The organism is Acetobacter vaccinii (assembly GCF_008365315.1).
Lineage (GTDB): Bacteria > Pseudomonadota > Alphaproteobacteria > Acetobacterales > Acetobacteraceae > Acetobacter > Acetobacter vaccinii.
On the sequence record NZ_CP043506.1, the window covers coordinates 1,964,296 to 1,990,677 of the forward strand.

Annotated in this window: 37 protein-coding genes; 19 read left to right on the plus strand and 18 right to left on the minus strand. The window is 56.2% G+C overall.

Going from position 1 to position 26,382, the window contains the following annotated elements:
* Positions 1 to 10: 10 nt before the first annotated feature.
* Genes FLP30_RS08785 through FLP30_RS08800 form a run of 4 tightly spaced genes read left to right on the plus strand, consistent with a single transcriptional unit; the run spans position 11 to position 2,791 of the window.
* Positions 11 to 493: a flavin reductase family protein gene (locus FLP30_RS08785; protein ID WP_246856480.1), complete on the plus strand. Its 483-nt coding sequence runs from the start codon at positions 11 to 13 to the stop codon at positions 491 to 493.
* Positions 494 to 523: 30 nt separating this feature from the next.
* A complete protein-coding gene (locus FLP30_RS08790; protein WP_149279488.1) occupies positions 524 to 1,780 on the plus strand; it encodes an amidase in 1,257 nt (418 codons plus the stop codon).
* A 14-nt stretch (positions 1,781 to 1,794) separates the two neighbouring features.
* A complete protein-coding gene (locus FLP30_RS08795) occupies positions 1,795 to 2,364 on the plus strand; it encodes a nuclear transport factor 2 family protein (RefSeq protein WP_149279489.1) in 570 nt (189 codons plus the stop codon).
* Between the two features lie 31 nt (positions 2,365 to 2,395).
* Positions 2,396 to 2,791, plus strand: coding sequence for a hypothetical protein (locus tag FLP30_RS08800; RefSeq protein ID WP_149279490.1), 396 nt, complete (start codon positions 2,396 to 2,398; stop codon positions 2,789 to 2,791).
* A gap of 260 nt (positions 2,792 to 3,051) precedes the next feature.
* Here the strand turns inward: FLP30_RS08800 and FLP30_RS08805 are convergent, their stop codons facing one another.
* From FLP30_RS08805 to FLP30_RS08875, 16 genes are all read right to left on the minus strand, one after another.
* Complete coding sequence (locus FLP30_RS08805) at positions 3,052 to 4,302, minus strand: SLC13 family permease (protein ID WP_149279491.1); 1,251 nt, start codon at positions 4,300 to 4,302, stop codon at positions 3,052 to 3,054.
* 66 nt (positions 4,303 to 4,368) lie between these two features.
* Positions 4,369 to 5,205, minus strand: coding sequence for a polyphosphate kinase 2 family protein (locus FLP30_RS08810; RefSeq protein ID WP_149279492.1), 837 nt, complete (start codon positions 5,203 to 5,205; stop codon positions 4,369 to 4,371).
* A 38-nt stretch (positions 5,206 to 5,243) separates the two neighbouring features.
* Positions 5,244 to 7,868: a plasma-membrane proton-efflux P-type ATPase gene (locus FLP30_RS08815; RefSeq protein ID WP_149279493.1), complete on the minus strand. Its 2,625-nt coding sequence runs from the start codon at positions 7,866 to 7,868 to the stop codon at positions 5,244 to 5,246.
* 703 nt (positions 7,869 to 8,571) lie between these two features.
* Positions 8,572 to 9,735 carry a tyrosine-type recombinase/integrase gene (locus FLP30_RS08820; RefSeq protein WP_149279494.1) on the minus strand — a complete coding sequence of 388 codons (1,164 nt, stop codon included), beginning with the start codon at positions 9,733 to 9,735 and terminating at the stop codon, positions 8,572 to 8,574.
* A gap of 186 nt (positions 9,736 to 9,921) precedes the next feature.
* Positions 9,922 to 10,380 carry a hypothetical protein gene (locus tag FLP30_RS08825; protein WP_149279495.1) on the minus strand — a complete coding sequence of 153 codons (459 nt, stop codon included), beginning with the start codon at positions 10,378 to 10,380 and terminating at the stop codon, positions 9,922 to 9,924.
* Positions 10,377 to 10,547: a hypothetical protein gene (locus tag FLP30_RS14095; RefSeq protein ID WP_168200076.1), complete on the minus strand. Its 171-nt coding sequence runs from the start codon at positions 10,545 to 10,547 to the stop codon at positions 10,377 to 10,379. The genes FLP30_RS08825 and FLP30_RS14095 overlap by 4 nt, the downstream gene beginning before the upstream one ends.
* Before the next feature lie 177 nt (positions 10,548 to 10,724).
* Entirely contained in the window at positions 10,725 to 11,036 is a 312-nt protein-coding gene (locus FLP30_RS08830) for a hypothetical protein (RefSeq protein ID WP_149279496.1), read from the minus strand.
* A gap of 32 nt (positions 11,037 to 11,068) precedes the next feature.
* A complete protein-coding gene (locus FLP30_RS08835) occupies positions 11,069 to 11,440 on the minus strand; it encodes a hypothetical protein (protein WP_149279497.1) in 372 nt (123 codons plus the stop codon).
* The gene (locus tag FLP30_RS08840) at positions 11,437 to 11,793 is read right to left on the minus strand and encodes a hypothetical protein (protein WP_149279498.1); all 357 of its coding nucleotides are present in this window, start codon (positions 11,791 to 11,793) and stop codon (positions 11,437 to 11,439) included. The genes FLP30_RS08835 and FLP30_RS08840 overlap by 4 nt, the downstream gene beginning before the upstream one ends.
* A complete protein-coding gene (locus FLP30_RS08845; protein WP_149279499.1) occupies positions 11,790 to 12,377 on the minus strand; it encodes a 3'-5' exonuclease in 588 nt (195 codons plus the stop codon). The genes FLP30_RS08840 and FLP30_RS08845 overlap by 4 nt, the downstream gene beginning before the upstream one ends.
* Complete coding sequence (locus FLP30_RS08850) at positions 12,374 to 13,180, minus strand: recombinase RecT (protein ID WP_149279500.1); 807 nt, start codon at positions 13,178 to 13,180, stop codon at positions 12,374 to 12,376. Before FLP30_RS08850 ends, FLP30_RS08845 begins: the two co-directional genes overlap by 4 nt.
* Before the next feature lies 1 nt (position 13,181).
* On the minus strand, positions 13,182 to 13,643 hold the full coding sequence (locus FLP30_RS08855) for a hypothetical protein (protein ID WP_149279501.1): 462 nt from the start codon (positions 13,641 to 13,643) through the stop codon (positions 13,182 to 13,184).
* Positions 13,640 to 13,840 carry a hypothetical protein gene (locus FLP30_RS08860; protein WP_149279502.1) on the minus strand — a complete coding sequence of 67 codons (201 nt, stop codon included), beginning with the start codon at positions 13,838 to 13,840 and terminating at the stop codon, positions 13,640 to 13,642. The genes FLP30_RS08855 and FLP30_RS08860 overlap by 4 nt, the downstream gene beginning before the upstream one ends.
* Positions 13,837 to 14,160, minus strand: coding sequence for a hypothetical protein (locus FLP30_RS08865; protein ID WP_149279503.1), 324 nt, complete (start codon positions 14,158 to 14,160; stop codon positions 13,837 to 13,839). The genes FLP30_RS08860 and FLP30_RS08865 overlap by 4 nt, the downstream gene beginning before the upstream one ends.
* A gap of 78 nt (positions 14,161 to 14,238) precedes the next feature.
* Entirely contained in the window at positions 14,239 to 14,496 is a 258-nt protein-coding gene (locus FLP30_RS08870) for a hypothetical protein (RefSeq protein WP_149279504.1), read from the minus strand.
* 85 nt (positions 14,497 to 14,581) lie between these two features.
* A complete protein-coding gene (locus tag FLP30_RS08875; protein ID WP_149279505.1) occupies positions 14,582 to 14,965 on the minus strand; it encodes a helix-turn-helix domain-containing protein in 384 nt (127 codons plus the stop codon).
* A gap of 284 nt (positions 14,966 to 15,249) precedes the next feature.
* On the opposite strand from FLP30_RS08875, the gene ssb reads away from it, so the two are divergent.
* Complete coding sequence (gene ssb / locus FLP30_RS08880; RefSeq protein WP_149279506.1) at positions 15,250 to 15,753, plus strand: single-stranded DNA-binding protein; 504 nt, start codon at positions 15,250 to 15,252, stop codon at positions 15,751 to 15,753.
* Here ssb and FLP30_RS08885 read toward each other — a convergent pair.
* Positions 15,750 to 16,007: a hypothetical protein gene (locus tag FLP30_RS08885; RefSeq protein ID WP_149279507.1), complete on the minus strand. Its 258-nt coding sequence runs from the start codon at positions 16,005 to 16,007 to the stop codon at positions 15,750 to 15,752. The two genes, ssb and FLP30_RS08885, sit on opposite strands and share 4 nt — an antisense overlap.
* 42 nt (positions 16,008 to 16,049) lie before the next feature.
* Here FLP30_RS08885 and FLP30_RS08890 point away from each other — a divergent pair, with 42 nt between their 5' ends.
* The 8 genes from FLP30_RS08890 to FLP30_RS08925 are packed head-to-tail and all read left to right on the plus strand — an operon-like array spanning position 16,050 to position 19,796.
* Positions 16,050 to 16,355 carry a hypothetical protein gene (locus tag FLP30_RS08890; RefSeq protein WP_149279508.1) on the plus strand — a complete coding sequence of 102 codons (306 nt, stop codon included), beginning with the start codon at positions 16,050 to 16,052 and terminating at the stop codon, positions 16,353 to 16,355.
* A complete protein-coding gene (locus FLP30_RS08895) occupies positions 16,331 to 16,612 on the plus strand; it encodes a hypothetical protein (protein ID WP_149279509.1) in 282 nt (93 codons plus the stop codon). The genes FLP30_RS08890 and FLP30_RS08895 overlap by 25 nt, the downstream gene beginning before the upstream one ends.
* A complete protein-coding gene (locus FLP30_RS08900; protein ID WP_246856481.1) occupies positions 16,609 to 16,827 on the plus strand; it encodes a helix-turn-helix domain-containing protein in 219 nt (72 codons plus the stop codon). The genes FLP30_RS08895 and FLP30_RS08900 overlap by 4 nt, the downstream gene beginning before the upstream one ends.
* Positions 16,824 to 17,390, plus strand: a complete 567-nt coding sequence (locus FLP30_RS08905) for a DNA cytosine methyltransferase (protein ID WP_149279510.1) — start codon at positions 16,824 to 16,826, stop codon at positions 17,388 to 17,390. Before FLP30_RS08900 ends, FLP30_RS08905 begins: the two co-directional genes overlap by 4 nt.
* Positions 17,383 to 17,652, plus strand: a complete 270-nt coding sequence (locus FLP30_RS08910) for a DUF2312 domain-containing protein (RefSeq protein ID WP_149279511.1) — start codon at positions 17,383 to 17,385, stop codon at positions 17,650 to 17,652. The genes FLP30_RS08905 and FLP30_RS08910 overlap by 8 nt, the downstream gene beginning before the upstream one ends.
* 4 nt (positions 17,653 to 17,656) lie before the next feature.
* Positions 17,657 to 18,016 carry a VRR-NUC domain-containing protein gene (locus tag FLP30_RS08915; RefSeq protein WP_149279512.1) on the plus strand — a complete coding sequence of 120 codons (360 nt, stop codon included), beginning with the start codon at positions 17,657 to 17,659 and terminating at the stop codon, positions 18,014 to 18,016.
* The gene (locus tag FLP30_RS08920) at positions 18,013 to 18,915 is read left to right on the plus strand and encodes a DUF1376 domain-containing protein (protein WP_149279513.1); all 903 of its coding nucleotides are present in this window, start codon (positions 18,013 to 18,015) and stop codon (positions 18,913 to 18,915) included. The genes FLP30_RS08915 and FLP30_RS08920 overlap by 4 nt, the downstream gene beginning before the upstream one ends.
* On the plus strand, positions 18,912 to 19,796 hold the full coding sequence (locus tag FLP30_RS08925) for a hypothetical protein (protein ID WP_149279514.1): 885 nt from the start codon (positions 18,912 to 18,914) through the stop codon (positions 19,794 to 19,796). The genes FLP30_RS08920 and FLP30_RS08925 overlap by 4 nt, the downstream gene beginning before the upstream one ends.
* Before the next feature lie 139 nt (positions 19,797 to 19,935).
* On the opposite strand, the gene FLP30_RS08930 is transcribed toward FLP30_RS08925, so the two are convergent.
* The gene (locus FLP30_RS08930; protein ID WP_149279515.1) at positions 19,936 to 20,331 is read right to left on the minus strand and encodes a hypothetical protein; all 396 of its coding nucleotides are present in this window, start codon (positions 20,329 to 20,331) and stop codon (positions 19,936 to 19,938) included.
* A gap of 149 nt (positions 20,332 to 20,480) precedes the next feature.
* Between FLP30_RS08930 and FLP30_RS08935 the strand changes: the two genes are divergently transcribed.
* From FLP30_RS08935 to FLP30_RS08960, 6 genes are all read left to right on the plus strand, one after another.
* Complete coding sequence (locus FLP30_RS08935) at positions 20,481 to 21,035, plus strand: hypothetical protein (RefSeq protein WP_149279516.1); 555 nt, start codon at positions 20,481 to 20,483, stop codon at positions 21,033 to 21,035.
* Positions 21,036 to 21,116: 81 nt separating this feature from the next.
* Positions 21,117 to 21,539 carry a terminase small subunit-like protein gene (locus tag FLP30_RS08940; RefSeq protein ID WP_210419264.1) on the plus strand — a complete coding sequence of 141 codons (423 nt, stop codon included), beginning with the start codon at positions 21,117 to 21,119 and terminating at the stop codon, positions 21,537 to 21,539.
* Complete coding sequence (locus FLP30_RS08945) at positions 21,536 to 22,780, plus strand: PBSX family phage terminase large subunit (RefSeq protein ID WP_149279518.1); 1,245 nt, start codon at positions 21,536 to 21,538, stop codon at positions 22,778 to 22,780. The genes FLP30_RS08940 and FLP30_RS08945 overlap by 4 nt, the downstream gene beginning before the upstream one ends.
* A complete protein-coding gene (locus tag FLP30_RS08950; RefSeq protein WP_149279519.1) occupies positions 22,777 to 24,360 on the plus strand; it encodes a phage portal protein in 1,584 nt (527 codons plus the stop codon). Before FLP30_RS08945 ends, FLP30_RS08950 begins: the two co-directional genes overlap by 4 nt.
* Positions 24,361 to 24,458: 98 nt before the next feature.
* Positions 24,459 to 25,172 (plus strand): phage head morphogenesis protein, encoded by a 714-nt coding sequence (locus FLP30_RS08955; protein ID WP_168200077.1) that lies wholly within the window; start codon positions 24,459 to 24,461, stop codon positions 25,170 to 25,172.
* Positions 25,165 to 26,379 (plus strand): DUF2213 domain-containing protein, encoded by a 1,215-nt coding sequence (locus FLP30_RS08960; RefSeq protein ID WP_149279521.1) that lies wholly within the window; start codon positions 25,165 to 25,167, stop codon positions 26,377 to 26,379. The genes FLP30_RS08955 and FLP30_RS08960 overlap by 8 nt, the downstream gene beginning before the upstream one ends.
* Positions 26,380 to 26,382: the final 3 nt, after the last annotated feature.

The following is a 26,382-nucleotide window of genomic DNA, read 5'->3' on the forward strand; positions in this document are numbered from 1 at the left end:
TAACGGTATTATGGATACAGTCACATCGGATATGTTCCGGCGCGCCATGTCCCATTTTGCGACTGGTGTTGCTGTCGTGACGGCACGGGGTGCGGAAGGGGACTGTGGGGCGACCATCAGTGCGCTCAGTTCAGTTTCTCTCGACCCGTTGACACTGCTTGTCTGCCTGCACCGCAAAAGTGCGACATGCCGCGCTATTGAGGAAAGCGGCACCTTTGGTCTGAGTATTCTCAACAAGGCGCAGCAGGACATGGCCATGCATTTTGCGGGCAAGTCCGATGGAAAATCTTTTGATGAATACTGTGTCCAGAGCGAAAGCGGGCATTTTTTCGTCAGGGATGCGCTGGTGCAGATCGGGGTCAGTGTTGTGGAAACACTGCGTGGCGGCACGCATGAAATCTTTCTGGCACAGCCTGTCAGCATAGGGTTCCACCCCGACCAGGGTCGCCAGCCTTTGCTGTATTTCCGCGGTGCGTTCGACCTGGCGGCCTAAACACCTCTTTGTCATAAAGGGAGACAGAGCATGACACAGGCACAGACACCGGCGCAGGATCATGCTGCGGCCCTTATCAGCCGTCTTGAAACCTGCGAGCCTGAGGTAAGAGCTTTTACAACCTATGACCCGGTACGGATCCGGGCCGATGCTGCAACAGCATGTTCTGGCCCGCTGAGTGGGCTGAGTGTTGGTGTTAAAGACATTATCGACATGGCGGGTTATGTCACCGCCCATGGCTCTCCCATTTACGACGGCAATATGGCGCGGGCGGATGCTGCCTGTGTGACACAGCTCCGACAGGCAGGGGCGCTGTGTGCTGGTAAAACAGTCACAACAGAGTTTGCTTTTTTTCGGCCTGGGCCAACAGTTAACCCGCATGACCCCACGCGCACGCCGGGGGGGTCTTCCAGCGGGTCTGCGGCTGCTGTGGCTGCGGGGGTGATTGATATTGGTCTGGCCTCCCAGACAGCGGCCTCGCTCACACGTCCTGCATCCTATTGTGGCACGGTGGGTTTTAAACCCAGCTATGGGCGTTATGCTGCGGCAGGGGTCAAAAGCCTCGCCCCCTCTTTTGATACACTGGGCACCCTGACGCGTGATGTCGCAACAGCTGCCTTGGCCGATGCGGTTTTAAAAGGCCCGGTTGCGGCCCCCGTCATCCTGACCCCAACGGCCCCGGAGCGGGTTTTGCTCTGCCGCACCCCCCATTGGGGCGAAGCAGATGACAGCACCCGTATGGTGGTGGAAAAAGCAGCCAGCCTCTTTGCGGCCCATGTCCCGGTTGTCGAGCAGGATATGAGCGCGTTTGCTGATGCCGCCGCCCTGCATATTACTATCATGAGCTACGAGGCTGCTCAGGCACTGGCATGGGAATATACGGCACGGCACAACCTGCTTAGCCCACAGATTGCGGGTCTGCTTGAGGCCGGACGTACAATTTCCTACGCGACCTACCGTGCAGCCCTTGAACAGGCAGAACAGTTGCGTGACCAAATGGCAGCTCTGGCAACGCCTGGCACTGTCCTGCTTGCTCCGGCAGCACCGGGGGAGGCCCCACGCTTGAGCGAGGGCACAGGTAGCCCGGTGTTCAGCCGGGTCTGGACTCTGCTGCGCCTGCCTACGGTCACTTTGCCGGGTCTGGTGGGGGCAACAGGCCTGCCGGTTGGGGTGCAGCTTCTGGCGGCCTTTGGGGCTGATGAAGCCCTGCTGGATCATGCGGCCTGGGCAGAAACCATTTTGCCCGCAAGACCTGTCCCGCAGTTGCACGTTGGACAGAACGCCTAAAAGGAGAAAGTGTGATGACTGAGCAAGCAGATCAGGCCACACGGCTGGCCAGGCTGGAACAGCGCGTACTGGTGCTTGAGGCAGAGGCGGATATCCGGCGCATTCAGGCCCGCTATATGTTCCTGTGTGATACACCCTGCCCGGAGCATGGTATTACAGATGATGCCATGCGTATTGACCGCATCATGGACCTGTATACCGAAGATGCCATTTGGGAAGGTGTTGGGGAATACTACAATAATCAGTTTGGCCGGTGCGAAGGCAAGGCAGCGATCCGCACGCATTTTCAGGCATTCTGGGGTGAAAAGCGTGACCCGGCCCTGTTGCTGAATGCTCATTACCTGACATCGGAACAGATCCACGTTCATGGTGATGAAGCCGATGGGCAGTGGATTCATTGCCAGCCCTGGATTTTTTCCGATGGGCGGTCCCTGCTGCGGTCCAGCCGTTTGAATAACCTTTTCCGTCGGGAAAATGGTGTCTGGAAAATTGTCAGAACCCGCACGGAAAATGTTTTTGTTGCTCCGCTATCAGCCGGGTGGGCGGAGAGTATTCCGACATATTCTGTTTTGATGAACCCGTAACACCACCGATACGTAGGAAAGAGCCTATACTATGGATGTGACCGCCATTGCCGAAAAGGAAATCGTAGATCTGCACGTGCTGTTGCAGGCGTGGTTCCGGGGGGAAGGAGAGGCTGACCCCCAGCCAATCCTGAACCACATGACACAGGGCTACTGCATGGTGGGTGCGGCTGGCCGTCCCATCCTGCGGGATACTTTTGCTGCCGCATTGCCCAAGCTGCATGGGTCACGGCCCGGCCTTGTTATGGAAATCAAGGATGTTGTCGTGCGGGCAACCGGCGCTGAGGGTCATCTGGTGACCTATAAGGAAGTGCAGACACAGGATGGCAGCAGCAACGAACGCTGGTCTGCGGTGCTCTTTCAGCCGGGTGATAATGCTCAGCCGCTTTTGTGGCATTATTTGCAGGAAACATTTCTTGCCGCCTGATTTGGTCCACAAGCAAGTATTGTGACAGAAAACTTATGAAGGGATAGGCAAAAGTTTTTGGGGAAGATTTTTTTAAGCTGCAAAGAAAACCGTCTTATTGAAAAATAGGACACTCCAAAACTTTATAGTGTGTCTCACAGGCTTACTCTGAAGCCACCTTCACGCCTTGTTGGCTGACTGTAGTGCACACGTTTAGCAGATACGATAAAGGCGGGGTCTGTGCCCCGCCTTTGTTATGTCGCCCAGATTACACTGAAGTCTCAGGCATGGTGCTGGATTAACATGATCCAGACAGCCGCCATGACCATACACACGATTGAGACCGGGGCCCCCACACGGGCAAAGGCACCAAACGAGATTTTAACACCATGGCTTGCGGCCTGTTCGACAACGATAATCCCAGCCAGACTACCAAAGACAATCAGATTGCTGAAAAAGCCAGTGCCCAACGCCAGCGCGGCACCCAGAATATCGGCATGACTGCCCGTATCCAGAAACGGTACCAGCAGCATAACAGTCGGGTTATTGCCGATGATGTTGCTGAGTATCGAACTGGCAAACAGAAGAGACAGCGGATCGTTCAGGTTGATGCCCCATGCCCGCATGTCATGCAGCAGGTGTTGCGGCAGGTCCGTGCTGGTCATGGCGGCGTTGACTACAAACAGACCGGCAATCAGCAGCAGCAGGTTGCCGTCCACCTGCTTGAGCACATCGCTGGAGGCAATCTTACGGTTGATCAGCAAAAAGCTGGCTGCTGTCAGGGCCACCAGTTCGCGCGGCCATGCATCCAGCACAAAGGCGATGACAACGGCAATGGTGACAAAGGTTGCCTTGCAGGTTTCCACCACATCAAATCGCGTAGGGGGAGGGGCTGCCGGAGCAGGGGTGGTTGTGGCGGGGGGGGCAGGGAGTGTCCAGTGTCCACGGTACATCCATGCAATAATGCCCCACACGATGACCAGGGACAGCAGGGCAGGCAACCCGGCGACGGACAGAAAGCCCGTAAAGGAAATGCCCAGTTCCTGTGCAGCAATCATGTTTTGCGGGCTGCCAATCAATGTTCCGGCAGAGCCGGTGTTGGCGGCAAAACAGAAGGCCAGCAGAAAGGGTACAGGGTTAAGGCCACGAGCCAGGGTAATGGAAATAAGCAGCGGGGTCATGGCCACGACCACGACATCGTTGGTCAGAATGGATGATAAAAACGCCCCGACAACAACCAGCACCCCCAGCAGGGCCACAGGCCCGACCGACAATGTGGCTACGCGCTGGGCTGTCCAGGCATAAAAACCGGACTCAGCAAAGGCCCCGGATACCACCATAAGCCCGAACAGCATGCCAATGGTGCGGTAATCTATAGCCATCCAGGCGGCTTTGGCGCTTATGCTGCCTGCGGCCATCATGGCCAGAGCACCGACAATGGCTGCCCCTGTGCGATCAACCTTGAAGCCGGGCAGCTTGCCAAGGCCCATGGTGATGTAAACCATCAGGAAAAAGAAAAGTGTTGTATCCATGGGCCTCGCCAAACGGTGTTGTGGTTAAAAAAGGCGGGCGTGACAGCCCGCCCTCGACCGCGCCCTTTATACAGGGTCTGTCTTGGCGCTGTGATATTCCTGACGGATTTTTTCAAGGTCAACCATCGGTGCTGGCAGATGCATGTTCATATCTTCCAGCGTTTTTCTGATGATGTTTGAAACAGCCAGATTACGGAACCACTTGTGGTTGGAAGGAATGACATACCACGGGGCATCCTTGGTGGAGCATTTTTCCAGCATGTCCTCAAAGGCTTCAAGATACTGGTCCCACAGGGCGCGTTCCTTATAGTCGGACTCACTGATTTTCCACTGTCGGGCCGGGTCATCCAGCCGCTGGCGGAAGCGCTCAAGCTGCTCCTCGGGGGAAATGTAGAGGAAGAATTTCAGAATGGTCACGTTATGGGCTGTCAACATTTTCTCATAATCGTTGATCAGGTCATAACGTTTTGACCATACCTTCTTCGGTACAAGGTCGTGCACACGCACGACCAGCACATCCTCGTAGTGTGAGCGGTTGAAAACACCGATCTGCCCAAGTCCCGGCGTGTGGGGGTGGATACGCCACAGGAAGTCATGCAGTTTTTCTTCTTCTGTGGGCTGTTTAAAGCCATGAACATACGTGCCCTGTGGGTTCATGGCCTGCATGACATGCCAGCAGATGCCATCCTTGCCCGCGGCATCTATCCCTTGCAGAACAATCAGCAGGGCGTGTTTTTTCTCGCCGTAGAGTTTCTGCTGGAGTTCGCCAAGGTGAATTCTGTTCTTGGCGGTTTCCTGCTCTGCTTCAGTGGAGGACTTGCACGTGCCGGTCGAGGCCGCATCAAGGTGCTTCAGTTTGATACGGCTGCCGGGTTTGACAACCAGAGAATGGCGAAGGTCCATGAGTTTTTCCTTTGTCGGCAATCAGAAGTATCGGGCTGTCAGCTCTGGGCGATGGGGCGTGTCAGGGCGGTACTGTTTTTCTCACGCCGGGTCATGGCGGCGTTGTAGAGCAGTTTCACACCGTCCATGACCACCATCCATACCAGCACATAGGCCCAGACCATGCCAATCAGCGGCCAGGACAGGGCAGGGACCAGAATGCCATAGGCACACAGCAGCACGGCCACAATCTGCGTACCAAGCACTGCCAGCAGCAGTGGTAGGCTGGGGAAGGGGGGGCGGAACAGGGTTGTGCGGGTGCGCACGACAAACAGCAGCAGGTGGCCCCCAGCGGCAAGCTGTAGGAACAGCATGGTTTGCAGGTGGTGCGGGTTGAGGGGAATAATCTGCATAAGGTCTGGGCTATGCATCCAGTAAATACCCAGCAGGATCAGCCCGAAGCTCTGTGCCAAGGCGGCAAGGCCCATAATGGAGGAGAAGGAGATAATCCGGTGCATGTTCCAGCGTACCGGCGTGGCTGCGGTGCGTACGTTGTCGTACGCAATGGTCATGATCGGGATGTCATCCAGCAGGGCCAGCACCACAATCATGATGGCGGTCAGGGGCTGGAAACCAAACACAAGGTAGGACAGAACCACCACGAACATGATGTCGATCGTCATGGCAATACGATAGTACACGTAAGACGTAATCCGCTCGAAAATGGCGCGGGCTTCGGTAATGGCGTTCACAATGGTGGACAGGCCCGGTGCGGTCAGCACCAATGCAGCCGCCGAGCGCGCGGCATCGGTCGCTCCGCTGACAGCCACGCCGCAATCAGCCTGTTTAAGGGCGGGGGCGTCGTTCACGCCATCGCCTGTCATGGCGACGATATGGCCGAGTTCCTGAAGGGCTTTGACGATTTCAAACTTATGCTCGGGGAACACGCGGCCAAACCCGTCGGAGGCTTCCACCGCGCGGGCAGTATCAAGCGGAATGTGGTTGGGGTCGGTATTTTTGGTAAAGATGTCGCTGGCTTTGCGCAGGTGTTCACCCAAGCCGAGCTGATGGGCAATTTCCGAGCCAATAGCCACATCGTCGCCTGTCACCATCTTGACCGACAGGCCCAGTTTGGTGGCTTCGGCAATGGTCTGCTTGGCGTCCGGGCGGGGCGGGTCCAGCAGGGCCAGCAGGCCCAGCAATGTCCATGTCTTGCCGCTATCGGCTGACTTGGCGACACCCAGGGCACGGGTACCATGGCTGGCCAGCTCATCCACCTTGCCAAAAAATGCAGTGGCTTCGTCAGTATGCTGGGGGCCAGAGGCGTATTCCCCCATGCCACAGAGTGCGGCAATAACCTGCGGGGCACCCTTGGCAAAGCGCAGTTCCTGCCCGTTGGCAGCCTGCACAATACCAACGGTTTTTTTGTTCACAGGGTCAAAGGGCACAAAGTCGAGCGGCTTGTAGCTGTCCAGCACTGTGGTGTTGGGCAGGGCCTTCAGCACGGCAATGTCGATGGCATCCGTGCTTTGCTTCTGGGTTGCCAGCGCTGCGCCCGTTACCAGATCATCTGCTGTGGTGGTGCCAAAGGGAATGGGCGCCTGAAGGGTCAGCTTGTTCTGGGTGAGCGTGCCTGTTTTATCGGAGCACAGGATATCGACCCCGGCCAGTTCCTCAATGGCAGACAGGCGCGAGACAATGGCTTTCTGGCGTGATAGCGCCAAAGCCCCCAGCGCCATGGTGACGGACATGACAGCAGGCATGGCAACCGGGACAGAGGCCACCAGCAGAACAAGCACGAACTGGGCAATGGCTCCGGCCTCGCTCCAATGCCAGCCAGCGCCGGACGCCAGATCACGCCAGAGCTGGGCGCCGATCAGCACCACGGCCAGGGCAGCCGCAAGGATGATCAGGAAGTCACCAATACGCAGCACGGCCTGCTCGGCATGGGACTTGCTGCCAGCAGAGGCAACCAGCTTGGCTGTGCGGCCGAAGAACGTATTGTTGCCCGTAGCGACAACAAGCCCGGTCATGGAGCCTTGGCGTGCGATGGAGCCAGAGTAGGCACCATCTCCAATACGTTTGGAAACAGGCAGGGATTCCCCTGTCAAAGCGGCCTGATCCACCGAAAGATATTTGCCAGAAACCAGCAGCAGATCGGCAGGAACAATCTCCCCTGCAGCAACGGTGACGACATCGCCCGCAACAAGGGTTGCGGCATCCACCGGCACCCAGTGGCCATCGCGACAGGCAGAGGCTTTGAGGGCTAGCCCTTTCTTTAGCGCTGCCAGAGCGTTGGCGGCCTTGTTGTCCTGCCAGAAGCCTACGGCTGCATTGTAGAGCAACAGCCCGGAAATAACGATAAAGTCTGGCCAGTCCTGCCGCAGGAAGGAAATGAGCGCAGCCAGTTCAATCATCCACGGGATTGGCCCCCAGAAATATCCCAGCAGCTTTTTCCACCGGCTTTCTTCATGGGCCTGAATGGCATTGGGGCCGTCATGCGCAAGGCGGGCTTTGGCATCGGCTGATGTCAGCCCTGTGGGGGAGCTTTTCAGATCAGCAAATTTTTTTTCTATCGCGGCACTGTCCAGTGTTGTGGACGTTGCTTTTGCTGGTGCGGTGTTGGCAGCAGGGGGCGAAGTAGCGGCAGAAACCGCAGGTGCGGCAGGGGAAGCTGGCATCATGCACTCCGTTCTGGGCACGAAAAACCGAAATCCGTGCTGAAAATGGCTGTCGCGTTCATGAGTTTTAAATAAATTGAAAGTATTTATTAAGAAATTGAACGCGTCTTCAGCATGGAAAGAGATGGAAGTGCTGGAAGTTCCCTGAATATTTAATGTGTGTAAAAGACTGTGACCGTTAACCCACACATGACCAGGGGCCGCTTGTGCTGTGTGGGTGGAGCAGTCTTCTTTTTGGTGGGGAGCACAGGGACTGTGATCAGGGTGCCGGAACGGGTGGTGTGAACGGCGGATTTTTCCCCATTGGGCTTTTCTTTATTTATTATGAGTTCTGCGTTGCTCATATGGCGTTTGCGCGCGTCACACACGCCAGAGACAAGGAATAAACCGCGCCTTCTCAGTATATTTTCCGATGGAGGAAAGGTGTCCCTTCTTTCAGGGCTGCGGCAATGACTATTTTATATCCCAAGTGTGCCCATCATAACGTGAGTGTGCACGAGGGCCGGGCGCAAAAGGCAAGAAATCGCACGGATTTAACTTGGAACCTATTGATGCGAAGCAATATGTTTTTTTGGGAATAACCGGGAACCACGTAAAACCCGCATAAATCTGCGTTTTATCGTGGTGGGTGCGACAGGGATTGAACCTGTGACCCCCGCCGTGTGAAGGCGATGCTGATATTGAACAAGCATTTGTTTTTAAACATTTATTCTTCTTCTTTGGTTGGTTGGCCCGGATATGGCACACATTTCTGGATATCTGGCCAGTCATCGTATGCCCACCATTCCCTGATCTGATCTCGGTAGTGATCTGGCATTTTCTTAGCGTAGCGTGTGACCATGGTTATGGTCTGCCAGCCGCCATCCTCCTTTAGCTTTATCAGGTCACGGTGAGCACAATAGTGCCAGGTGGCAAACGTATGGCGCAGACAATGGGGGGATAAAGCAGGAATAAATGCCTTTTTCGGCCACTTTTCCCCTTTGGGGGTCAAAACGCGCTCGTGACCTGGCAATCCGGCTCTCTTACAAGCTGCAGCCCATGCACTTTTGATCTGGCCACCCCCGGTGCGGTTTGTATCGTGATAAGCCTCTCCGACAACCCAGCGCGTTATCCCTTGCCAGTCACGCCTCTTAACGACCGGACGAAAGACTCTCCCATTGCGCCACGGTATGCCCCGTAAAGCGATGACGACAACAGTCGGCAGATCGATGTGTCGTTCATTCCCTTGCTTCTGCCATACCACAGCCCGAGCCCCTTCAAGGTCAACGTCCTGCCATTCCAACTCAAGCGCCTCTGACATTCGAGCGCCGGTCGCTATTAGAAAGACGAGTAGGGGGCGGATATGTGGGGCTGCCTCATTAACAAGTGCAGTGGCTTCTTCTGGGCGCAGGAACTGCATACGGACGTGCTCGACTTTCGGGCGCTCAAAGGCTGGCTTGTCGCACCAGCCACGTACCGCAGAGAACTCAAGAATTGCCCGCAATGGTGTCAGTATGGCTCTGATTTTTGTGGCGGCCTTTGCTTCTGACCCCGCAGTCAATATCTTTCGATATGCTTCATCCAGATCCTGTTGTTTTATGGAGGCGACCTTTCTCCCGCTGAAGTGACCAAGTAGCCTTTCGATATGGGTAACGGTTGTGTTGCTTCTTAACTCTGCAGCAAGATAGGCTGTAGCAGCTCGGTCAAATGTTATGACCGCGCGCTTGCCATAGACCGATTCCTGCCATAACTCCGCTTCTCTCTTTGCTCTGAAAGCCTCCGCCTGCTTTGGGCTATGAGTTCCTGTGCTTTCATATATGCTTTGTCCGCCGACGGTTCCGCGCACGTAGAGCGTGTCACGTCCTTTGCGCTTGACGACTTTGAGCGACATTCTAGGCTTTCCAGTAGGCGAGGGTAATCTTCAGCACGAACGACCAGCTTGCGGCCAATCCGCCGGTGTGTTGGCTGTCCGTTAAACTCGGGATGTTCGCGTAAATGCTGGAGCAGGTAGGTTCGCCCAACAACACCTCGCAACAGCTCCAGAACCTCCGGCAGCGTCATAAGGTCAGGTAGAACCTCACCCATCCACCCCTTCCTTCCCCGGAATAGGTCGGTCGTTGCGTACCTCTGGGATGGCTATGGTTTCGGGGGCGGCCAGCGGCTCTCTTTCTGGAAAGTCAGAAATAGGTTGCCAGCCCAAGAACCACTCGCCAGGCATGCCGCCGTATCCGACGGGTGCGGCAACAGACCAACCCATATCGAAGCCATCATCCAGAATACCCTCATGCTGAATGACAACATGACGACCATTCCATCCAGAGCGATTGCTGCTTTCAGGGTAAATGTCAGGACCCGTTTTGGCGAGAATGGGAGTACGGCCTTTGGGGGCTTCGCTCATCGGCCTCCAAGCCGCCGCGTCTGCTGCTGCCAGTGCTTTGCCGACTTCCTCAAGGAGATATTCACGCGCACCGCTGAAGGCATCAACTTTATCTCCGAACAACGCCCGTGCAGCCGCTTCAGTTCTTGGGTCAGTCATGCCTTCACCCTCAAAGCAGTTTCCTTCAAAGCATCACTTATCCGCAAAGCCTGATCACGACTGAGCAACATTTCAGTATTCCCAACATCCAGAACAACCCATTTCTGTTCCCGTGTTTTAATTCTTAGGGTTGCCTGTTCGTGAGGAAGATTTGGGGTTTCATCCACGTGCGTTCTCCAATCCCTTCACAAATTCCAGCGCGGCCCGATAGTCCATGTGATCGACGGGCTCGCCGTCACTGATCCGATAGATCAGACCGTGCCCTTTGAATTTCCGGGTTATGTCGTGAGCGTAACCCATTCGGTTTAGCCTCTGATTGAGGCTCATGTTTTCTAAGTCAGGCATCACCCCACATCCTGCGCTGCGTCGATGGCTTCGCGTAGGTCATAACTGGACGCGATTTTATCGCCCATGCAGTTGTTGACTACGCGCAAAGGCCTCTCGCCTAGTCCGTGGTTTTCAAACTGGCACTGATTATCAGCCAACCAATCCAACCGCTCACTATCCCGCCCAATCTCCGCCCGCACGCGCTGTTCTGCCCGGCGTTCGGCTTCGAGGATCATGTCTCCGGCCTCGCGCAGATGACCGTCATCATAATGCAGCGGGTAAGCCAATCGGACGGCCAGTTCTAGCGTCTGCTCCTCTCTCGTCCTCATACCACGTCTCCTAGGTTGCGGATTGCTTTGGCTCACTCAGCCGCGCTGAGCCTGCGCTGGATGCAATTTTCCCGGGCAAACCCGTTAGGCTCCTTTTCATGTTCGAGATAATATTTATCACTTACACGTTGCGCTTCCTTAGCAGCACGCTCCCGCTCCCCCGCCAGCATCTCGGCTATTTGCGTGGGGGGGATGATGGGGCCGATGTAGCGATATTCAGGCACGCGGTATGCGACTTCATCCAGCGTCAAGTAGTAACGCTTCTCGGAATCCCACCAGTATTTGTTGGCGGCGTCCCACCATTTTACTTGCTGTATCGTTAAACCTATTGCGTGCCACCCATCCCGCTCAGGAAACATCGGCACGCCGGGCCGCTCTGGGTTGGGCCAGTTGTTTTTATTCATGCTGGTGACCCTTTACGAACAGGGAAAGGTTCAGCCTTCCCTTGTTGCGCAACGCTATAAGCGATGTATGAGGCAGCCGTAAAACCATCCTCACCCATGAAACAACAGCGGACAGCCAGCCCTAATTTCAGAAGATCATCACGGGCAGATTTACTGATAACATTCCCATCATATACAGGGCCTTGGTATAGCAATTGCTTAAGCTGCTCTCTATGCGCAGCAGGTAACGCGTCCCAAACGACAGACCCATAGGAAAAATATCCTTCGTCCGTTTCCATTTTCGACAAAGCTTCTTTAGCTTGATCGGCCCATTTTATACGCTCGGGGTTAGGCCAGTTTGTGGGGGTGGTCATGCTGCAGCTCCTTCGGCGCGAAGGTGGAAATAAAGACGAGCGCAGGCGCGAACATCGACAAGCGCATCATGTGCTCCCTCAAGCTTTTCCCCAAAGAAGTGCTTGATGCACTCCTCCAGCTTGGGTGCTTTGGGTTTGTTGATGCCTGCAGCAATCATCCTTGGTGTCGGCGGCAGGTTTACGATTGGTGCGGAAGCTTCCATCGTGTCGAAGGCCGGGCTATCCAGCTTCCAACCGCGACCCAGGCGCTCGAACATGATGTTGATAATCTGGCGGTCAAACTTCTCGTTGTGGGCAATTAGTAGGTCAGCCTTACGGCTTAGGTCATAGAAAGCTGCAGCAACAACAGCCTCTCTGATGCCAATTGCCTTAGCTTTCTCGGTGGTGATGCCGTGTACAGCCGCAGCCTCTGTCGGGATGGCCCAGCCATCCGGATGCACAACTAGATTAACGCAGGATTGTTCGTTTCCAGAACTGTCAGTCAACAGTGCAGCAAGCTGCACACAGCGTGGCTGGCGGTCAGAATTGAGTGGGGCGAACCGGTCTGGAAGGCCGGTTGTTTCTGTGTCGTAGAAGAGGATCATGCTGGCACCTCATCAACCGGTGCGGCCGCGTGCTCCTGCGCGAACTCGGCACGCTTGGCGGCAATCATGTCCTTCACATCGGATTGCACGTCTTCGGGGATAGGGCGCCCGGCCTGCTCAGCAGCAACAAGAGTACGCTGCCATGTCTGCCAGAGTACATCGGCGCAGGTCGCATCTGTGCAGCCAGCAAGGCGGCCTTTGAATATGGCGCGGTGGTCTATGGGTCTTGGCTCGGCGATGCGCTCTTGGCGTGGTGTTATGTCAATGGTTTCGGCAGGGATGTCGGAAGCCTCATCGGCGCTGATAAGGCCGCGCAACACATCTGGGAAAGCATCACGTAAAGCAAATCCTCTGGCGCGCATCTGGAGCATCCGGCGCGGATATTGCTGCCATGGGCCTTGTTTGGACCAAAGGGAGGCTTTCTTGGCGTCTGCTATGCTGAACTCACCACGCACTTCATCGCCATCTTTGCGCCGAACTATGCAGACGGCCTGAAAGTTATCGCCTTCGCCCTCAAAAAACTCCTTTACCGACCCGCAAAGCCCAGACCCGCGTACCAACGCAAGCATAGCATCGCCCCAAATGCTCGGGCGTCCGTTGATGACGGCTATGTTCTGGATAGCCTGCATAGGGGCCAAGCCAAGTTCTGAACCCATCTGCACAGCAATCATGATGTTTTCAGGCTTACCGCGGTAATCCTTGGGCATCAGGTCGGATGCGGCCGCCATATTGGCAAAGCTCATCAACTCCTGAAAAGTCGTTGGCTGCAAAACAGATGAATGGGTTGTCAGGGAATTACTCATATCAACCATCCTTACGGGCGCTAACGACCAGAACGGGTGCGCCGCCATTGGTTAAGGAAACACCGGGAAGGCTTTTCTTCCGGGCAAGTTTTTTCATTTCGTTGGTCTGGAACTTGTCAGGCTGGGGCTGCCAGAGTTCCGGATGCGCAGCCTTCAATGCTTTTTCATCAGTCACGAAAGGTTCTGGCGGCTTATCGCGGAGGCTGGCCTTCCAATTTTCTGAATGGAACCCAGTCACGCCATCGCTTGCCATACGCTGCGCCAGATCTGGACGAAGAAGCTGAGCCGCCTGCTTGCCTTTGCTCTCCAGCTCTTCTGCTGCGCCGATAAGCTCCAGCAAACATGCGTCAGTATTGGCCCCATCTTCACGGATAGCCGTAATGAAGTGGCTCCATGCCGCTATGGCAGGGCGCAATACATCCGCGTGGATGCGGTTGGCGGCAGTGAGAAGGGGATCGCTCACGCCACCACCTCCTGAGCCTTCATAAGCTCTGCATCAAACACCAGGGCACGGGGAGGGCGCGTGCTGGAGTCCAGTTTTTCCCCTAGGTCACGCAGGAAGTATGCGTTGCCTGAGGTCATGTTCTGCTCTCTCAGGCACAGCGCTGCCGTTACGACAATATTTGTCAGATGTTCTTTTTGCTGTTCGGTGAGCATCACGCCGCAGCCTCCAGCTCATCGTGTTTCTGATCAGCCTGGGTAAACGGTAAAAGGTCATGTTCCTGCTGGACCTTCTCCCAAATATCATTCACGTAGCTGACAAGCGTTTCCACGCTTTCGTTCAGCCACCGCACCTGCTCTTCGCGGATTGCGTCGTCAGGGAACGCCTTTGTTTCAAAGCCTTTCCGTGTGCGCTCCAGTTCTGCGCATCGGGCCTCCAGGTCACCAACATCACGCGCGGCCCATGCCGGAGCGCGATCGGTGTTAAAGAGCCCATCATCCACAGCGCGTTCGTATGCGCTCAAGATTTTTTCTGCCATTTTCTAAACTCCCTTGTGGGAAACATTCAGCCAATGCGGCCACAAAACCCGGCCCGCGAGCCGGGAAGTGCGGGGGCATCAGGGGGAGAGGTAAGGCAGCCGAGGTAATCCGATCAGGTCAGCCCCCACATTCAGGGTGCAGAACAGGACATTAAGCAGATCTGCGGTCACTGCTGGTGCGCTTCTGGCAAGGAAGATGTAGGCTAACAGCATTGTCCATGTTGCAATGCCAAGCGCAATTTGCACGAAAGGATTATACAGAACCCCCAGAGTCCATTGCGTTGCAATGAATGATTTCGTCTGTGGTGCCGGTTTTGATTGGGTGTTTTGGTTCATAGCCCATCACCTGATTGGTTGGTGAGCTATCCTTAACGCGCTTAAGTAAAATAGAGCAAGAGAAAATTTAAGCGGCTTAAGTTTTTTATTTTTTCATGGTTATCGCTGCCGCCAAGGCCTGCAGGGCGTCAACAGCGGCGTTCTGCTGAGAGGCTGGAATTCCTCTAAGGATTTCGAGGGCTCGGAGTTCAGGGGCGGTTTGAGCCTTCGCTATTTCCTCTGGGGAATCGCCAGTAAGTAGATATCGAGATGACACCCCCAAAGCCTCCGCCAACCGTTCAAAATTCAAGCTTTTTGGCACGGCTCTGCCAGTCTCATACTGGACGACAGAGTTTTCCGAGAGGCCGATCATGCGCCCAAGCTCTGCCTGTGTGAAGCCTTTTTGTTCTCTTATTGTTCTGACCCGTATGCCAAAGGCTACTTTCTTAGGGTCTCGGTCTTCGATGCGCTTAGGTGGATTCTTGCTCATAAGAGATTGTCGCAGTCCGATTTGAAGGGAGCATCCTTAATTTGCTTGCAATCAAACATTAAGCCACTTAAGGTCATCATCATGAGAGAAACACTCCTTGAGGAAGTCCTTTCCCGACGCGGGGGCGGCAAGGCAATCGCAGAGGCTTGCGGGGTCACGCAGTCGGCGGTGAGTCAGTGGAAAAGGGTGCCTGATAAGCACGTCGAAAAATTTGGTGCGGCAGTAGCAAAGCTGCTCAAACGCACCCCTACCGAGGGGGCCGCACGTACGCATGGCGGTGCAGCATGAGCGGTTCCGTCAACAAAGTCATACTGGTGGGCAACCTGGGCAAAGACCCGGAAGCCCGCAACAGCCAGAACGGTGGTAAAATCGTCTCTTTCTCCGTTGCGACCAGTGATGTGTGGAACGACAAGAGTTCCGGCGAGCGCCGCGAGCGCACGGAATGGCACCGCGTTGTCATTTTTAACGAACGTCTGGCCGATGTGGCGGAACGCTTTTTGCGCAAAGGCCGCAAGGTTTACCTGGAAGGCTCGCTCCAGACCCGCAAATGGACCGGCCAGGACGGGCAGGAGCGTTTTACGACCGAAGTTATCATCGACCGTTTCCGTGGTGAGCTGACCCTGCTGGACAGCCGCAACGGCGGTGATGAAGGCGGCCAGTCGCGCTCGGCTGATCCAGGCTATGGCCAGCGCGGGCAGGCCGCGAGTTCCAGTGTGGGATATGACCGCAGCCTTGATCGGCGCTCCGGGTGGAATGACCGGTCGCTTGACGACGAAATTCCTTTCTAACCCCCGCACGAACCCATGCCCGTAACTGCATCCTCAATCCCCAATTTACGCGCGACTTCCGCCAGCAGTACCTTGCGCTGCTGGATGGTCGCGTACGGGTGCAGGAACGACCATAGCTCCGCTGCTCTGACAGTAGACTGCCAGAGGAACGGAGTATTGTGCATGGCGGCAGGCATCGCGTCGCACGCATTCAGCACGTCCAGCGCATACCGGCCGCCATACTGCACCGTTCCAAATTCGGTCTCCTTCTCCATTGTTTCTCCAATCTCCCTTTCTCGCAAAACGGAGAATGGACAATGATGATGGAAATTTCTCGGGAAAATGTTTCCCGAAATGTCACCCCAATTCCCTCGAACGAAACCTGCGCGGAAGCGGTCAGCTCCGCGATGCAACAGCGTTACGGGGATCTTCGCAATGCCGCCAAACGGGTGTCACGCGCACGCGGCTGGTCGGTGAAGGCTTTCAAAAATTGGCTCTACGGCACGAACGCGCCACGCATGCAGGACTTGATTGTTCTGATGGCGGACTGCCCAGAGCTGGAGCAGAGGGTCGGCCAGATGGTCGAAGAAACAAGGAAATGCCTACAGCAATCCAAACTCTGAAATGGCGAGGATTCGGCTTTGACCGTGGCGAAGGCTTTGTTGAGTTGCGCTTTGGCGTCATTGGCTTTGCCTTCACGCGCAAAAGTCTTTGGGCCGAGGTACAGGAACTGCGTGAAAAGAACGCCCAGCTCCAAGAGGTAAACGGCGACCTCCTCTTTGGGTACAAAGAGTTGCGGCGGCGCGTGATTGCAATTCAGGTTGTGGCCGACACAACGAAAAAGCTGGCTGTTGAAATCAACGGGGAGGGTGTGGAATGACCCCATTTCCCGTTGAAGAAATCCGCAGCCGCCTCGCTGACGCCGTGCAGATGGAAGGCAGCCAAAGCGCATGGGCGCGCAAAGCTGGTGTTCCGCGAACAACAGTTTCCGAAGTCCTGTCGCAAAAACGCGACATACCAGAAAGCATTATCAATGCACTGGGCTACATCGTTCGCCCTATGTGCGTACCTGCTAGGAAGGGGATGAACCGGTGAAAGTCCTGATCGGTGGAGAATACAGCGGGCGGGTGCGTGATGCTTTCCTTACGTGCGGCCATGATGCCATGTCCTGCGATCTGCTCCCGACCGAAAGGCCGGGTCCGCACTACCAGGGCGATGTGAGGGATGTTCTGGATTATCCGTGGGATATTGCAGTCTTTCATCCTCCATGCACGGATCTGTCTGTGTCTGGGGCGCGCCACTTTGCGGGAAAGCGGGTGGACGGCCGCCAGCAGGCTTCGGTCTCGTTCTTCATGACGCTGGCCAAGGCGGACATTCCGCGCATCGCCATAGAGAACCCGGTCTGCATTATGTCCAGCCTATGGCGGAAGCCCGACCAGATCATTCAGCCGTGGCAGTTCGGGCATGGAGAGACCAAGGCAACGTGTCTGTGGCTCAAGGGGCTGCCGCCCCTAAAGCCAACTAATATCGTGGAAGGGCGTGAAGCGCGCATTCATCACATGCCGCCCTCTGAAAATCGCGGGAAACTACGGAGCGAAACCTATGCAGGCATTGCCGAAGCAATGGCCAGGCAGTGGGGAGAAATTGCAAATGTCTGAACTCGGCCATAACAGCAATAATCCGGCAGTAGGCGGAATTGCCGCCGACCGCCTGCGCGCTATCATTGACCGGGTCGAGAGACTGGAAGAGGAACGCAAAGCCCTATCCGGCGACATCAAGGACATTTTCACGGAGGCCAAGAGCGCTGGCTTTGACGTGAAAGTGCTTCGTCAAATCATCCGCATTCGTAAGCAGGAGCCCGCAGAGGTGGAAGAGCAGGAGAACCTGCTGGATATTTATCGTCGGGCCCTGGGGATGTAGGTCGATGGCACAGCACGAAGAGGACCGGCTGCACACGCATATATGGAAGGCTTTGCAGTTCATCCTGCCGGATGAGGCCGTGGCGTGGAGCACGGAGAACCGCCAGATGGGGCCGCGTGAAGGCATGAGGCGCAAGGCGCGGGGGTGCGTCCCTGGCGTTCCTGATATGGAGATTCACCACAAAGGGCGCTCGTTCTTTATCGAGATCAAGACGCCAACCGGCAGCGTGAGTAAGCCCCAAAAGGACATGCACCAGCGCCTAAAGCGGGCAGGGCACGCTGTAGCCGTTTGTCGATCGCTGGAGGACGTGCTGTTCTTTCTGGAGAGCCATGATGTGCCTCTGAAAGGGATGGTGATGGCATGACTGGCTTACCTGCGCCCTTAACGCCTCCAGATTGCGACCTGCGTGGGTATGACTTCATGCCGTTTTACGGGATGAGGTATTTCCGATCTTCCAGCTATATGCAGGCCGCCGCGAAAAATCCGCGCGCTGGTATGGCCGCGATGAAACTATGGTGGGAAGCGTGGTCGCAAGTTCCGTGCGGGAGCTTGCCGGATGATGATATTGAACTTGGTATGCTGGCAGACTTCGGGACAGACCAAAAAGGCTGGGCCAAGGCAAAAGAAATTGCTCTACGTGGTTTTGTGAAATGCTCTGACGGTAGGCTCTATCATAAAGAGCTTTGCGAGATTGCGCTGGATAAATTCGACCTTCGCTTGAAGTCCGATGAAAAGCGCGAATCTGACCGTGAACGCCTTAAGGCATGGCGTGCGAAACAGAAAGACGGCGGGAAGCAAGCGAATATCGAAACACATCCTGAAACGCAGAACGAAACAAACGATGAAACAGTTTCTGAAACGCAGGATGAAACACGTTTCGTCGCAGGTAAGAGAGTAGAGAGTAGAGAGATAATATCCTCACTACGTTCGGATACCCCCTGTGGCCCCCCTGCGCGGTCGAAGCTCAGTCCACGAGGCTCCCGCCTTCCCGTCGACTGGGCTCCAACTGATGCTGACCGGGCCTTTGCGCTCGGTCTGGGGCTGAACCCCACGGACATTGCCCCGCAGTTTGCGGACTTCTGGCGCGCCAAGGCTGGGGCTGGAGGTGTGAAGCTGGATTGGGCAGCCACGTGGCGGGGCTGGTGCCGAAGGGATGCCGAAAAGCGAGGAGGCCCCAAGCCATCCAGTGGCAAACCACAGTCCCCGCTCTCCCAGCAGTTCGAACGGATGCAGCGCCAATACGGCGACAGGACGGTAGCATGACCCAGATTTCGCACTACGCCGGGCAGCGTGTTCCGGCCCTCAGTCACGCCCTGCTTGGGGCCATCGACACCCGCGCCGTTGAGTGTGTTGGCCCGCCCGAAACCGAGCAGGAGCGCCGGGACCGCCTGCGCCGTGGCGATGCCGCACCGGGGTTGGTGATTTCACTCGGGCCCAAGCCGCAGCCGTCTGGCGCCGTGGTGGCCGAGGCCAAGCGCATCCTGCCCGACCTTGAGCGGGCCATGGAGGCCATGCCGCATGCCCGGCTGGGCGTGGAGGTGGACCGGTTTCTCGACATGCTGAACGCTGCCGTGGTCAACCCGCAGGACGAGCAGGCGCTCCAGATGCGCAAGATGGCCGTGGCCATGGCTTGCGAGGGAATGCCCGCCATCGTGTGGACGCCCGACACGCTGAGGCTGGCCGTGCGGCGGTTCAAGTTTTTCCCGGCTGCCGCCGAGTTCGTGGAGTTCATGGAGGACCAACTTGCCCCGCTTCGCTCCCGGCTGGCCGGTGTGCGGATGGTATCCCGCTGCACGGCCCGTGAGGAGCCTGTCCGCGAGCCGAAAACGCCAGAGGCCCGTGAGGCTGTACGGAAGAAGGTCGCTGAGGCAACCGCTCGTTTGCATGCCCAGACGGCCGAGGATGAGCGCATTCGGAAGTTTGGAGCATGGATGCCGGATGGTGCCGAAGGGCTGACCGGTCGCGCCCTCGCCGCTGCCCTCAAGCGGGAACTGCCAGGGCTGTCGGGGGAACTGCTGATCGTGACGCGGCAGAGGATCGAAGTTTTGGAGCGCGCCGCGTCTTTGGCTGCTGCCATGGGCTTCAATTCACCCAAAGAGCCGCGAGGTTTGGTGGAGAGTGTATGGAAAGCCATTTCTCGGTAAATCTATATGTCTGGATATTAGGGTGCGCTGTGCGGGCAACGTGGAGAGTTTTTGAGGTGTGTCGGAGTTGTCATGGGCATTATGGATTGGGGGCTGGCTCCTGGGACAGAGGGCCAGCCATTAATCTATTTTCTCAAGTTTAAGCCCCACCACAGTCATGTTCTGAGTTTGATAAAGTCCAGGAGCGTCCTGTTCTAAAATTTGTTGTTGTGTAAACTTTCCCTCTACTGTCCCCTGCGGGGCAATTGGCGGGGACAGATGCCAAGCACATCATAATCTTGTCGCCTGCTTGAGAGGAATCAACATCAGGGATTTGGTCATAAGAAACTTGGTAGCCGCCATTTACAAAACTGATTGCTGAACCTGAATCTGGGATAGGTTTTCCTCCTGCTTCCTGCAGGCGAGTTTCAACAGACTTTACATGGGTGAAAACGCAAGTGCCAATCTGATCAGGCAGATCGGTTGCTGGGGCGGCGTGGGCGGTGACTGTTAAAAAAGAAAAAAAAGAAGAGCATGAGAGTAGTAGTTTTTTCAACAAAACCTCCTGTTAATTTTATTCTACCAGATGAAGTGCTCGCATAATCATAAAACTCTGCGGTAATCTATCATGCGAAGGGAAAGGGATAATCGTAGAAGATAGAGTTTTTCCTGTACATTTTGATCGTAACGTGATTCCATTAACGTATGATCTCGAAAGAAATGACTAACTTGCCTTATCTTAATAGCGAGGAAAACGGCCCCACCCCAGAGCGCGCGGCTAAGTCTATGTTCTCCGGTGGGAGGCCTGCGCGTGAACAAACGATTGTTGACGCGCTGCTAAAGGCTGGAGAGATTACCCAGGATTGTGCGAACGCCGCAGATCGCTGGTACCAGACATGGATTTTCGCGTATCACGGATACAAAGAGTTCCCCGATAATTACGTAGCTAATGCAGAGATTAAGCATGATGATCTATCGTGGTTGATGACGCGGGCCGATGCGGCTGGGCAACTGTTTGACGTGCGGCATGCTCTTGGGATCTGCACTGAGGTTCGGTTGAAAGCCATGCTGGTTGAAAAGCTATCGTCCAGGAAAATGGCTAGCAGTCTATTTCCGACGATTTCCGCCGACCTGGGCCGAAAGAAAGTATCGGCTCAGTGCGCCATGGTTCTGGAACAGTTGGCTGAATTTTACGCGAACCAGAGGCGTGATCGACGCGGGGAACAAAGAGCTTGTACGAGGGTACCCTTTCCAGTATAAAAAACATCATCGTCGCAAGATGTGTGTTCAAGAGCCACCTTCGGGTGGCTTTTTTCGTTTGAGGGCGTAATGGTGAGGAAGATGAAAGCAGGCAGGCCATCTGTTTTCTCGCTAGCCATTGAAGACGAAATTTGCACAAGGCTCATGGAAGGCGAAAGCCTCCGCTCTATATGCCGAGATGATCACATGCCGGGTCAAAGCACGGTATTTGAGTGGCTGGAGAGCTGCGCGTATGCCGATTTCCGGAGCAGGTACGCGCAGGCGCGCGCGCGAGCAGCCGAAGCGTTTGAAGATGAAATAATCGATGTTGCGCGCACGGCAACCGCTGAGGATGCCGCCGCCAAGCGCCTGCATGTTGATACCCTCAAGTGGATTATGTCCAAGCGCGCACCCAAGGTTTACGGCGACAAGATAACGCAGGAACACACCGGCCCAGATGGCGGCCCGGTTCAGGTTTCTGAGGTTCGCCGCGTCATAATCAGGCCACCAGCAAAGAACGAATGACCGCGCTTTCAATCCCGACAGCAGAGGTTTTCTTGCCCCTGCTGGAACCGTGCCGATACAAGGGCGCGTATGGGGGGCGCGGTTCTGGAAAGTCTCACTTTTTTGGTGAGTGCATCGTAGAAGAGCACCTGCGGATACCGGGCCATCGCACGGTCTGTATCCGTGAGGTGCAGAAATCTATCGAGCGCTCTTCGAAACAGTTGATCGTGGATAAGATCAACCGTTTCAATCTAAACGCATCGTTCGATGTGCAGGATCAGCTTATCAAAACGCCAGGCGGCGGCCTGATCATCTTTCAAGGCATGCAGAACCACACGGCGGACAGTATCAAGTCGCTGGAAGGGTTTGACCGGGCGTGGATTGAAGAAGCGCAGTCTATTAGTGCGTATTCATGGCGTATGCTGCGCCCAACCATGCGTAAGGCTGGTTCGGAGATATGGGCAAGCTGGAACCCGGCAAGTCCAGAAGACCCCATTGACGACTTTTTCCGTGGTCCCGGCTCTGACCGTTCTGACCTCATTGCGGTGCGGGCGAACTGGTCAGATAACCCGTGGTTTGGTGATGGCACACTACCAACTGAGCGCGTCGAGGATCAGCGTGCCCGGCCGGATGAATATGGGCATATCTGGGAAGGGGATTATATCACCATTTCAGATGCCATTATCTTTCGGAACCGAGTGTCTGTTGAGGACTTCATGGCGCCCGAAGGCACACGGTTTTACTACGGCGTAGACTGGGGCTTTGCTAAAGACCCCACCGCTGCTGTGCGGTGCTTTATTCAGAACGATTGCCTCTATGTCGATTATGAGGCGGGCGGCGTGGGGATTGAGTTGGATGATACCCCGGCGGTTCTGGAAGAAATACCAGACGCCTACCGCTGGCCGTGGAAGGCTGACGGAGCACGACCCGAGACAATAAGCTTTCTGGCCAACCGCTTCGGGTTCAAGATTAGCGCCGCCGACAAGTGGCCGGGCAGTGTTGAGGATGGTATCGCTCGGCTCAAGGCGTTCAAACGGATCGTTGTCCACCAACGGTGTAAGCGTCTGGCCGAGGAATTCCGCAAGTATTCGTACCAGGTGGACAGGAAAACGGAAGACGTTCTGCCGCTCATCGCTGATGCCTGGAATCATTGGATAGACGCGCTGCGCTACGCTCTGGATGGGGTCATTCAGAACCGGCGCAGGATGCCGAAGTTTACCGCCGATGCAATCAACAAAATAGCCCAACAGGGAAGAAGATGAAGCTACTCAACTGGTTCAAGCGCAAGCAGGAGCCTATGCCAGCTCCTGCGCGCGTGGAGCCGGTTGTGGCTGCCAAGGTGAGGCGCGTTCTGCCTCGGTTCTCGGTCCAGTCGCCAGAGACTTTGCGGGCACTCGCAGACAGGCTGTTCACGCCTTATGTACCTCCCAAGGGTGTGCGTGGGGATGGCACGGCCGGGTTGGCAATGGATAGCGCCCTGTCCTCGTACATGGGGGCGAATTACAACATCGTCAGCAACTTCATTGCCGATGGGTTGAACTTCAAGGGCTATGCAGACCTTGCCGCCATGATGCTGCGGGCTGAGTTCCGCAAGCCGGTGGAGACCATTGCCAAGGAAGCCACGCGTGAGTGGATCAAGTTTCGTTCCACGGATACGGACGAGGACGAAGACGACACAGAAGTAGCGGACAAGATCCGTGAGCTTGAAAAGGAGTTCCAGCGCCTGCGGGTGCGTGACGTTGTGCGCCGACAGATCTGCCATGGGCTTGGCTTTGGCCTGGGGCATATCTGGATCGGTATCAAGGGGCGTGCGCTCAACTCGACAGGGCAGAATATCCCGCTCATGATCAACGCGAACGGGCTGGCCAAGGGAACGCTTGACCGGCTGGTAAATGTCGATCCGATCTGGACAAACCCCAACACTTACAACGCTGATAATCCCCTCAAGGAAAATTACTACCGGCCCGATAACTGGTGGGTGCAGGGTGTTCTGGTTCACCACACGCGGCTGTTGACGGTGGTGCCGTTTGAAGTACCGGACATTCTCAAGCCCGCGTTCAATTTCGGTGGTCTGGCCTTGACCCAGCAGCTTGAGGCTTATGTGCACAACTTCCTGCGCACGCGTCAGTCAGTTTCCGACATGGTGAGCAACTTCGCCACCAAGGTTCTGAAAACCGACATGACCGGGAACATGCAGGCAGATGGCTGCATGAGCTATGGGGACATAGACGCGGACAGTGTGACGGGGCGCGTTGCAGCCATGAATGCATGGCAGAGCAACAACGGCACATTCGTTCTCGACAAGGAGAGCGAGGACTTTGACATAAAGACAGCGCCGCTCTCCGGTCTTGGGGAGCTACAGGCGCAGTCGCAGGAGTTCATGGCCGGGATTCCGGGCATTCCTCTGGTCAAGCTGTTCGGCATCCAGCCCCAGGGTCTGAATGCCAGCAGCGAGGGTGAGATACGGGTTTTCTACGACGAGATTGCAGCCTTTCAGGAGGCACACGTTGGCCCGACCGTTCGCGCCATCTTCAATCTGGCCCAGATCAACCTTTGGGGCGAGATCGATGAGCGGCTTGATTTTGAATTCATTCACCTCTGGCAGCTTTCTGAGAAAGAGGCGGCAGAGGTTGAGAAGATCAAGACCGACACGGATGCGGTGAATGTGCAGGCGGGCGTTGTCGCTCCCGAGGAAGCCCGCAAGCGTCAGGCGGCAGATCCGCAGAGCATTTATCGCAATGTCAGTTTGGCCGGGCCGCCACCTGAGCCGCCGGACCCTGAAAATGATGGCGCGGGCCTTGAGGGCATCTTGAGGCAAGGCGAGGAAAGCGAGGGCGGTTAGTGGTTCAACTCCGGTGTCAGTCAGCGCAGGGCAAGCGCATTGCCCCTGTGCGGGCTAGCGCCGGGATCGAGGCGCAATACTACCAGGCCATGCACGCTATGCTGCGACGCATGCATAAGGAAGTCCTGAGCGATCTCGTCGAGGCGTACAAAGCCGCTGAGGCGCAGATAGCGCAGGACGCATCCCCGCTGGCCCGGCTGGTCAAGGTCATGGACCAACTCACGGCCAAGTGGCGCAAGCAGTTCGATGATGCAGCCGACGACATGGCCAAGCGGTTTGTGAAGTCGGCCCAGACTTACACGCAGAGTTCGTTTCAGGCCGAATTGAAGCGCAACGGGTTTACAGTGCAGTTCAGGCCCACGCGCTACGTGCAGGATATGGTGGCCAGGTCCATTGCCGAGAACGTCAACCTGATCAAGGGCATGTCTGACGATCACCTCAAAGGCATTGAGACTGCGGTCAATATGTCGGTGATGCGTGGCCGCGACCTGTCCAGCCTGAGCGAGGCGCTTCAGAAGCAATACGGGGTTAGCCGCCGCAGGGCTGCGTTCATCGCCCGTGACCAGAACAACAAAGCCACGTCCGTTATCAACCGAGCGCGGCAGACTGAACTAGGCCTGAAAGAGGCAATCTGGGTGCACTCATCAGGCGGGAAGCACCCGAGGCCAGATCATGTGAAGGCTGGGAAAGACCGGCTTCGCTTCAATCTGATCAAGGGCGCTTACATCGGCGGCCGCTGGATACATCCCGGCGAAGATCCAAACTGCCGATGCACATGGTCCGTGATTATTCCGGGATTTGACGATGACTGACACAATGCTTGCGCTCGACCGCTCTGTGCGGCGCGTAGACGCGGACGGGCACCTGTTTGTTGAGCGCTGCGTGCTGAGTGCCGCCGTGGTGTCGCCCTACTATGGGCGGGAAATCCCCGGAGCGGAAGCGCTGGGTCTGAACCCAGATCAGATATATCAGCTTTACCGCGATGCTGACGCGCTGCGGGATGCCGCCGAGACGATCAACGGTAAGCCCATCCTCGACATTCACCAGCCCATCAATGCCGAGGACCACCCGCGAGAGATTACGGTCGGCTCCGTCATCAACCCACAGTTTGAAGCACCCGATCTAATCGGAGAGCTTTCTATCTGGGATGGGGATGCGATCAAGGCAATTCAGGACGGCTCCAAGCGCTGTGTGTCTGCCGGATACGCATACGACGCCGTGCCGGAAACTGGCGAAGTAAACGGCCAGCCCTACACGCTCAAGATGGTGAACATTCGGTTCAACCACCTGGCGCTTGTTGAAACCCCCCGCGTGCCCACCGCCATTATTGGCGACAGCGCGCTTTCACCCAAAAAGGAAACGAGCATGGCCGTACGTGTGCCCATGTCCGCAGCGGCCAAGGTTGCTGCTGCTCTCAAGTCTGGCCGCCTTGCACTCGATGCGTCCGAAGAGGACGTGAAGAAGTGCATGGATGACGATGATCCTGCGCTTGACGAAACGCCCGAAGAAAAAGAGGCGCGCGAAAAGGCCGAGAAGGCTGCGGCGGAAAAGAAGGCCGCTGACGAAGCCGCCGAAGCCGAGGCCAAGAAAAAGGCCGAGGATGAAGCGGAAGAAGAGCGCAAGCGCAACGAAGAAGCCGGTGGCCGCAAAGCCAATGCTGAACTGGAAGGCGAGGAAAAGGAAAAGAAGCGCCTTGAAGCTCAGGACAAGGCCATCAAGCTGGCCGTGGATGCTGCGGTGCAGGCTGAGCGTTCGCGCACGTCTGCCGCATCCGAAGCTCGCCGTCTCGTCTCTCCTCTGGTGGGCGAAGTCCACGGCCTCGATAGCGCCCCGGAAATCCTGCGCTACGCCCTGAAAGAGCGCGGCGTGTCTGGTCTGGATGGCGTGAACGAGGCCGGGCTCAAGGCTCTGGTGCAGGCGCAGATCGGTGCGATGCGGCCTGATCCGGTCATGGCCGCCGATTCCGCTCCCGCGCAAGGTAGCGTCCTGTCGGGCATTGCTACCCCCCGTAAGCTGTAAGGA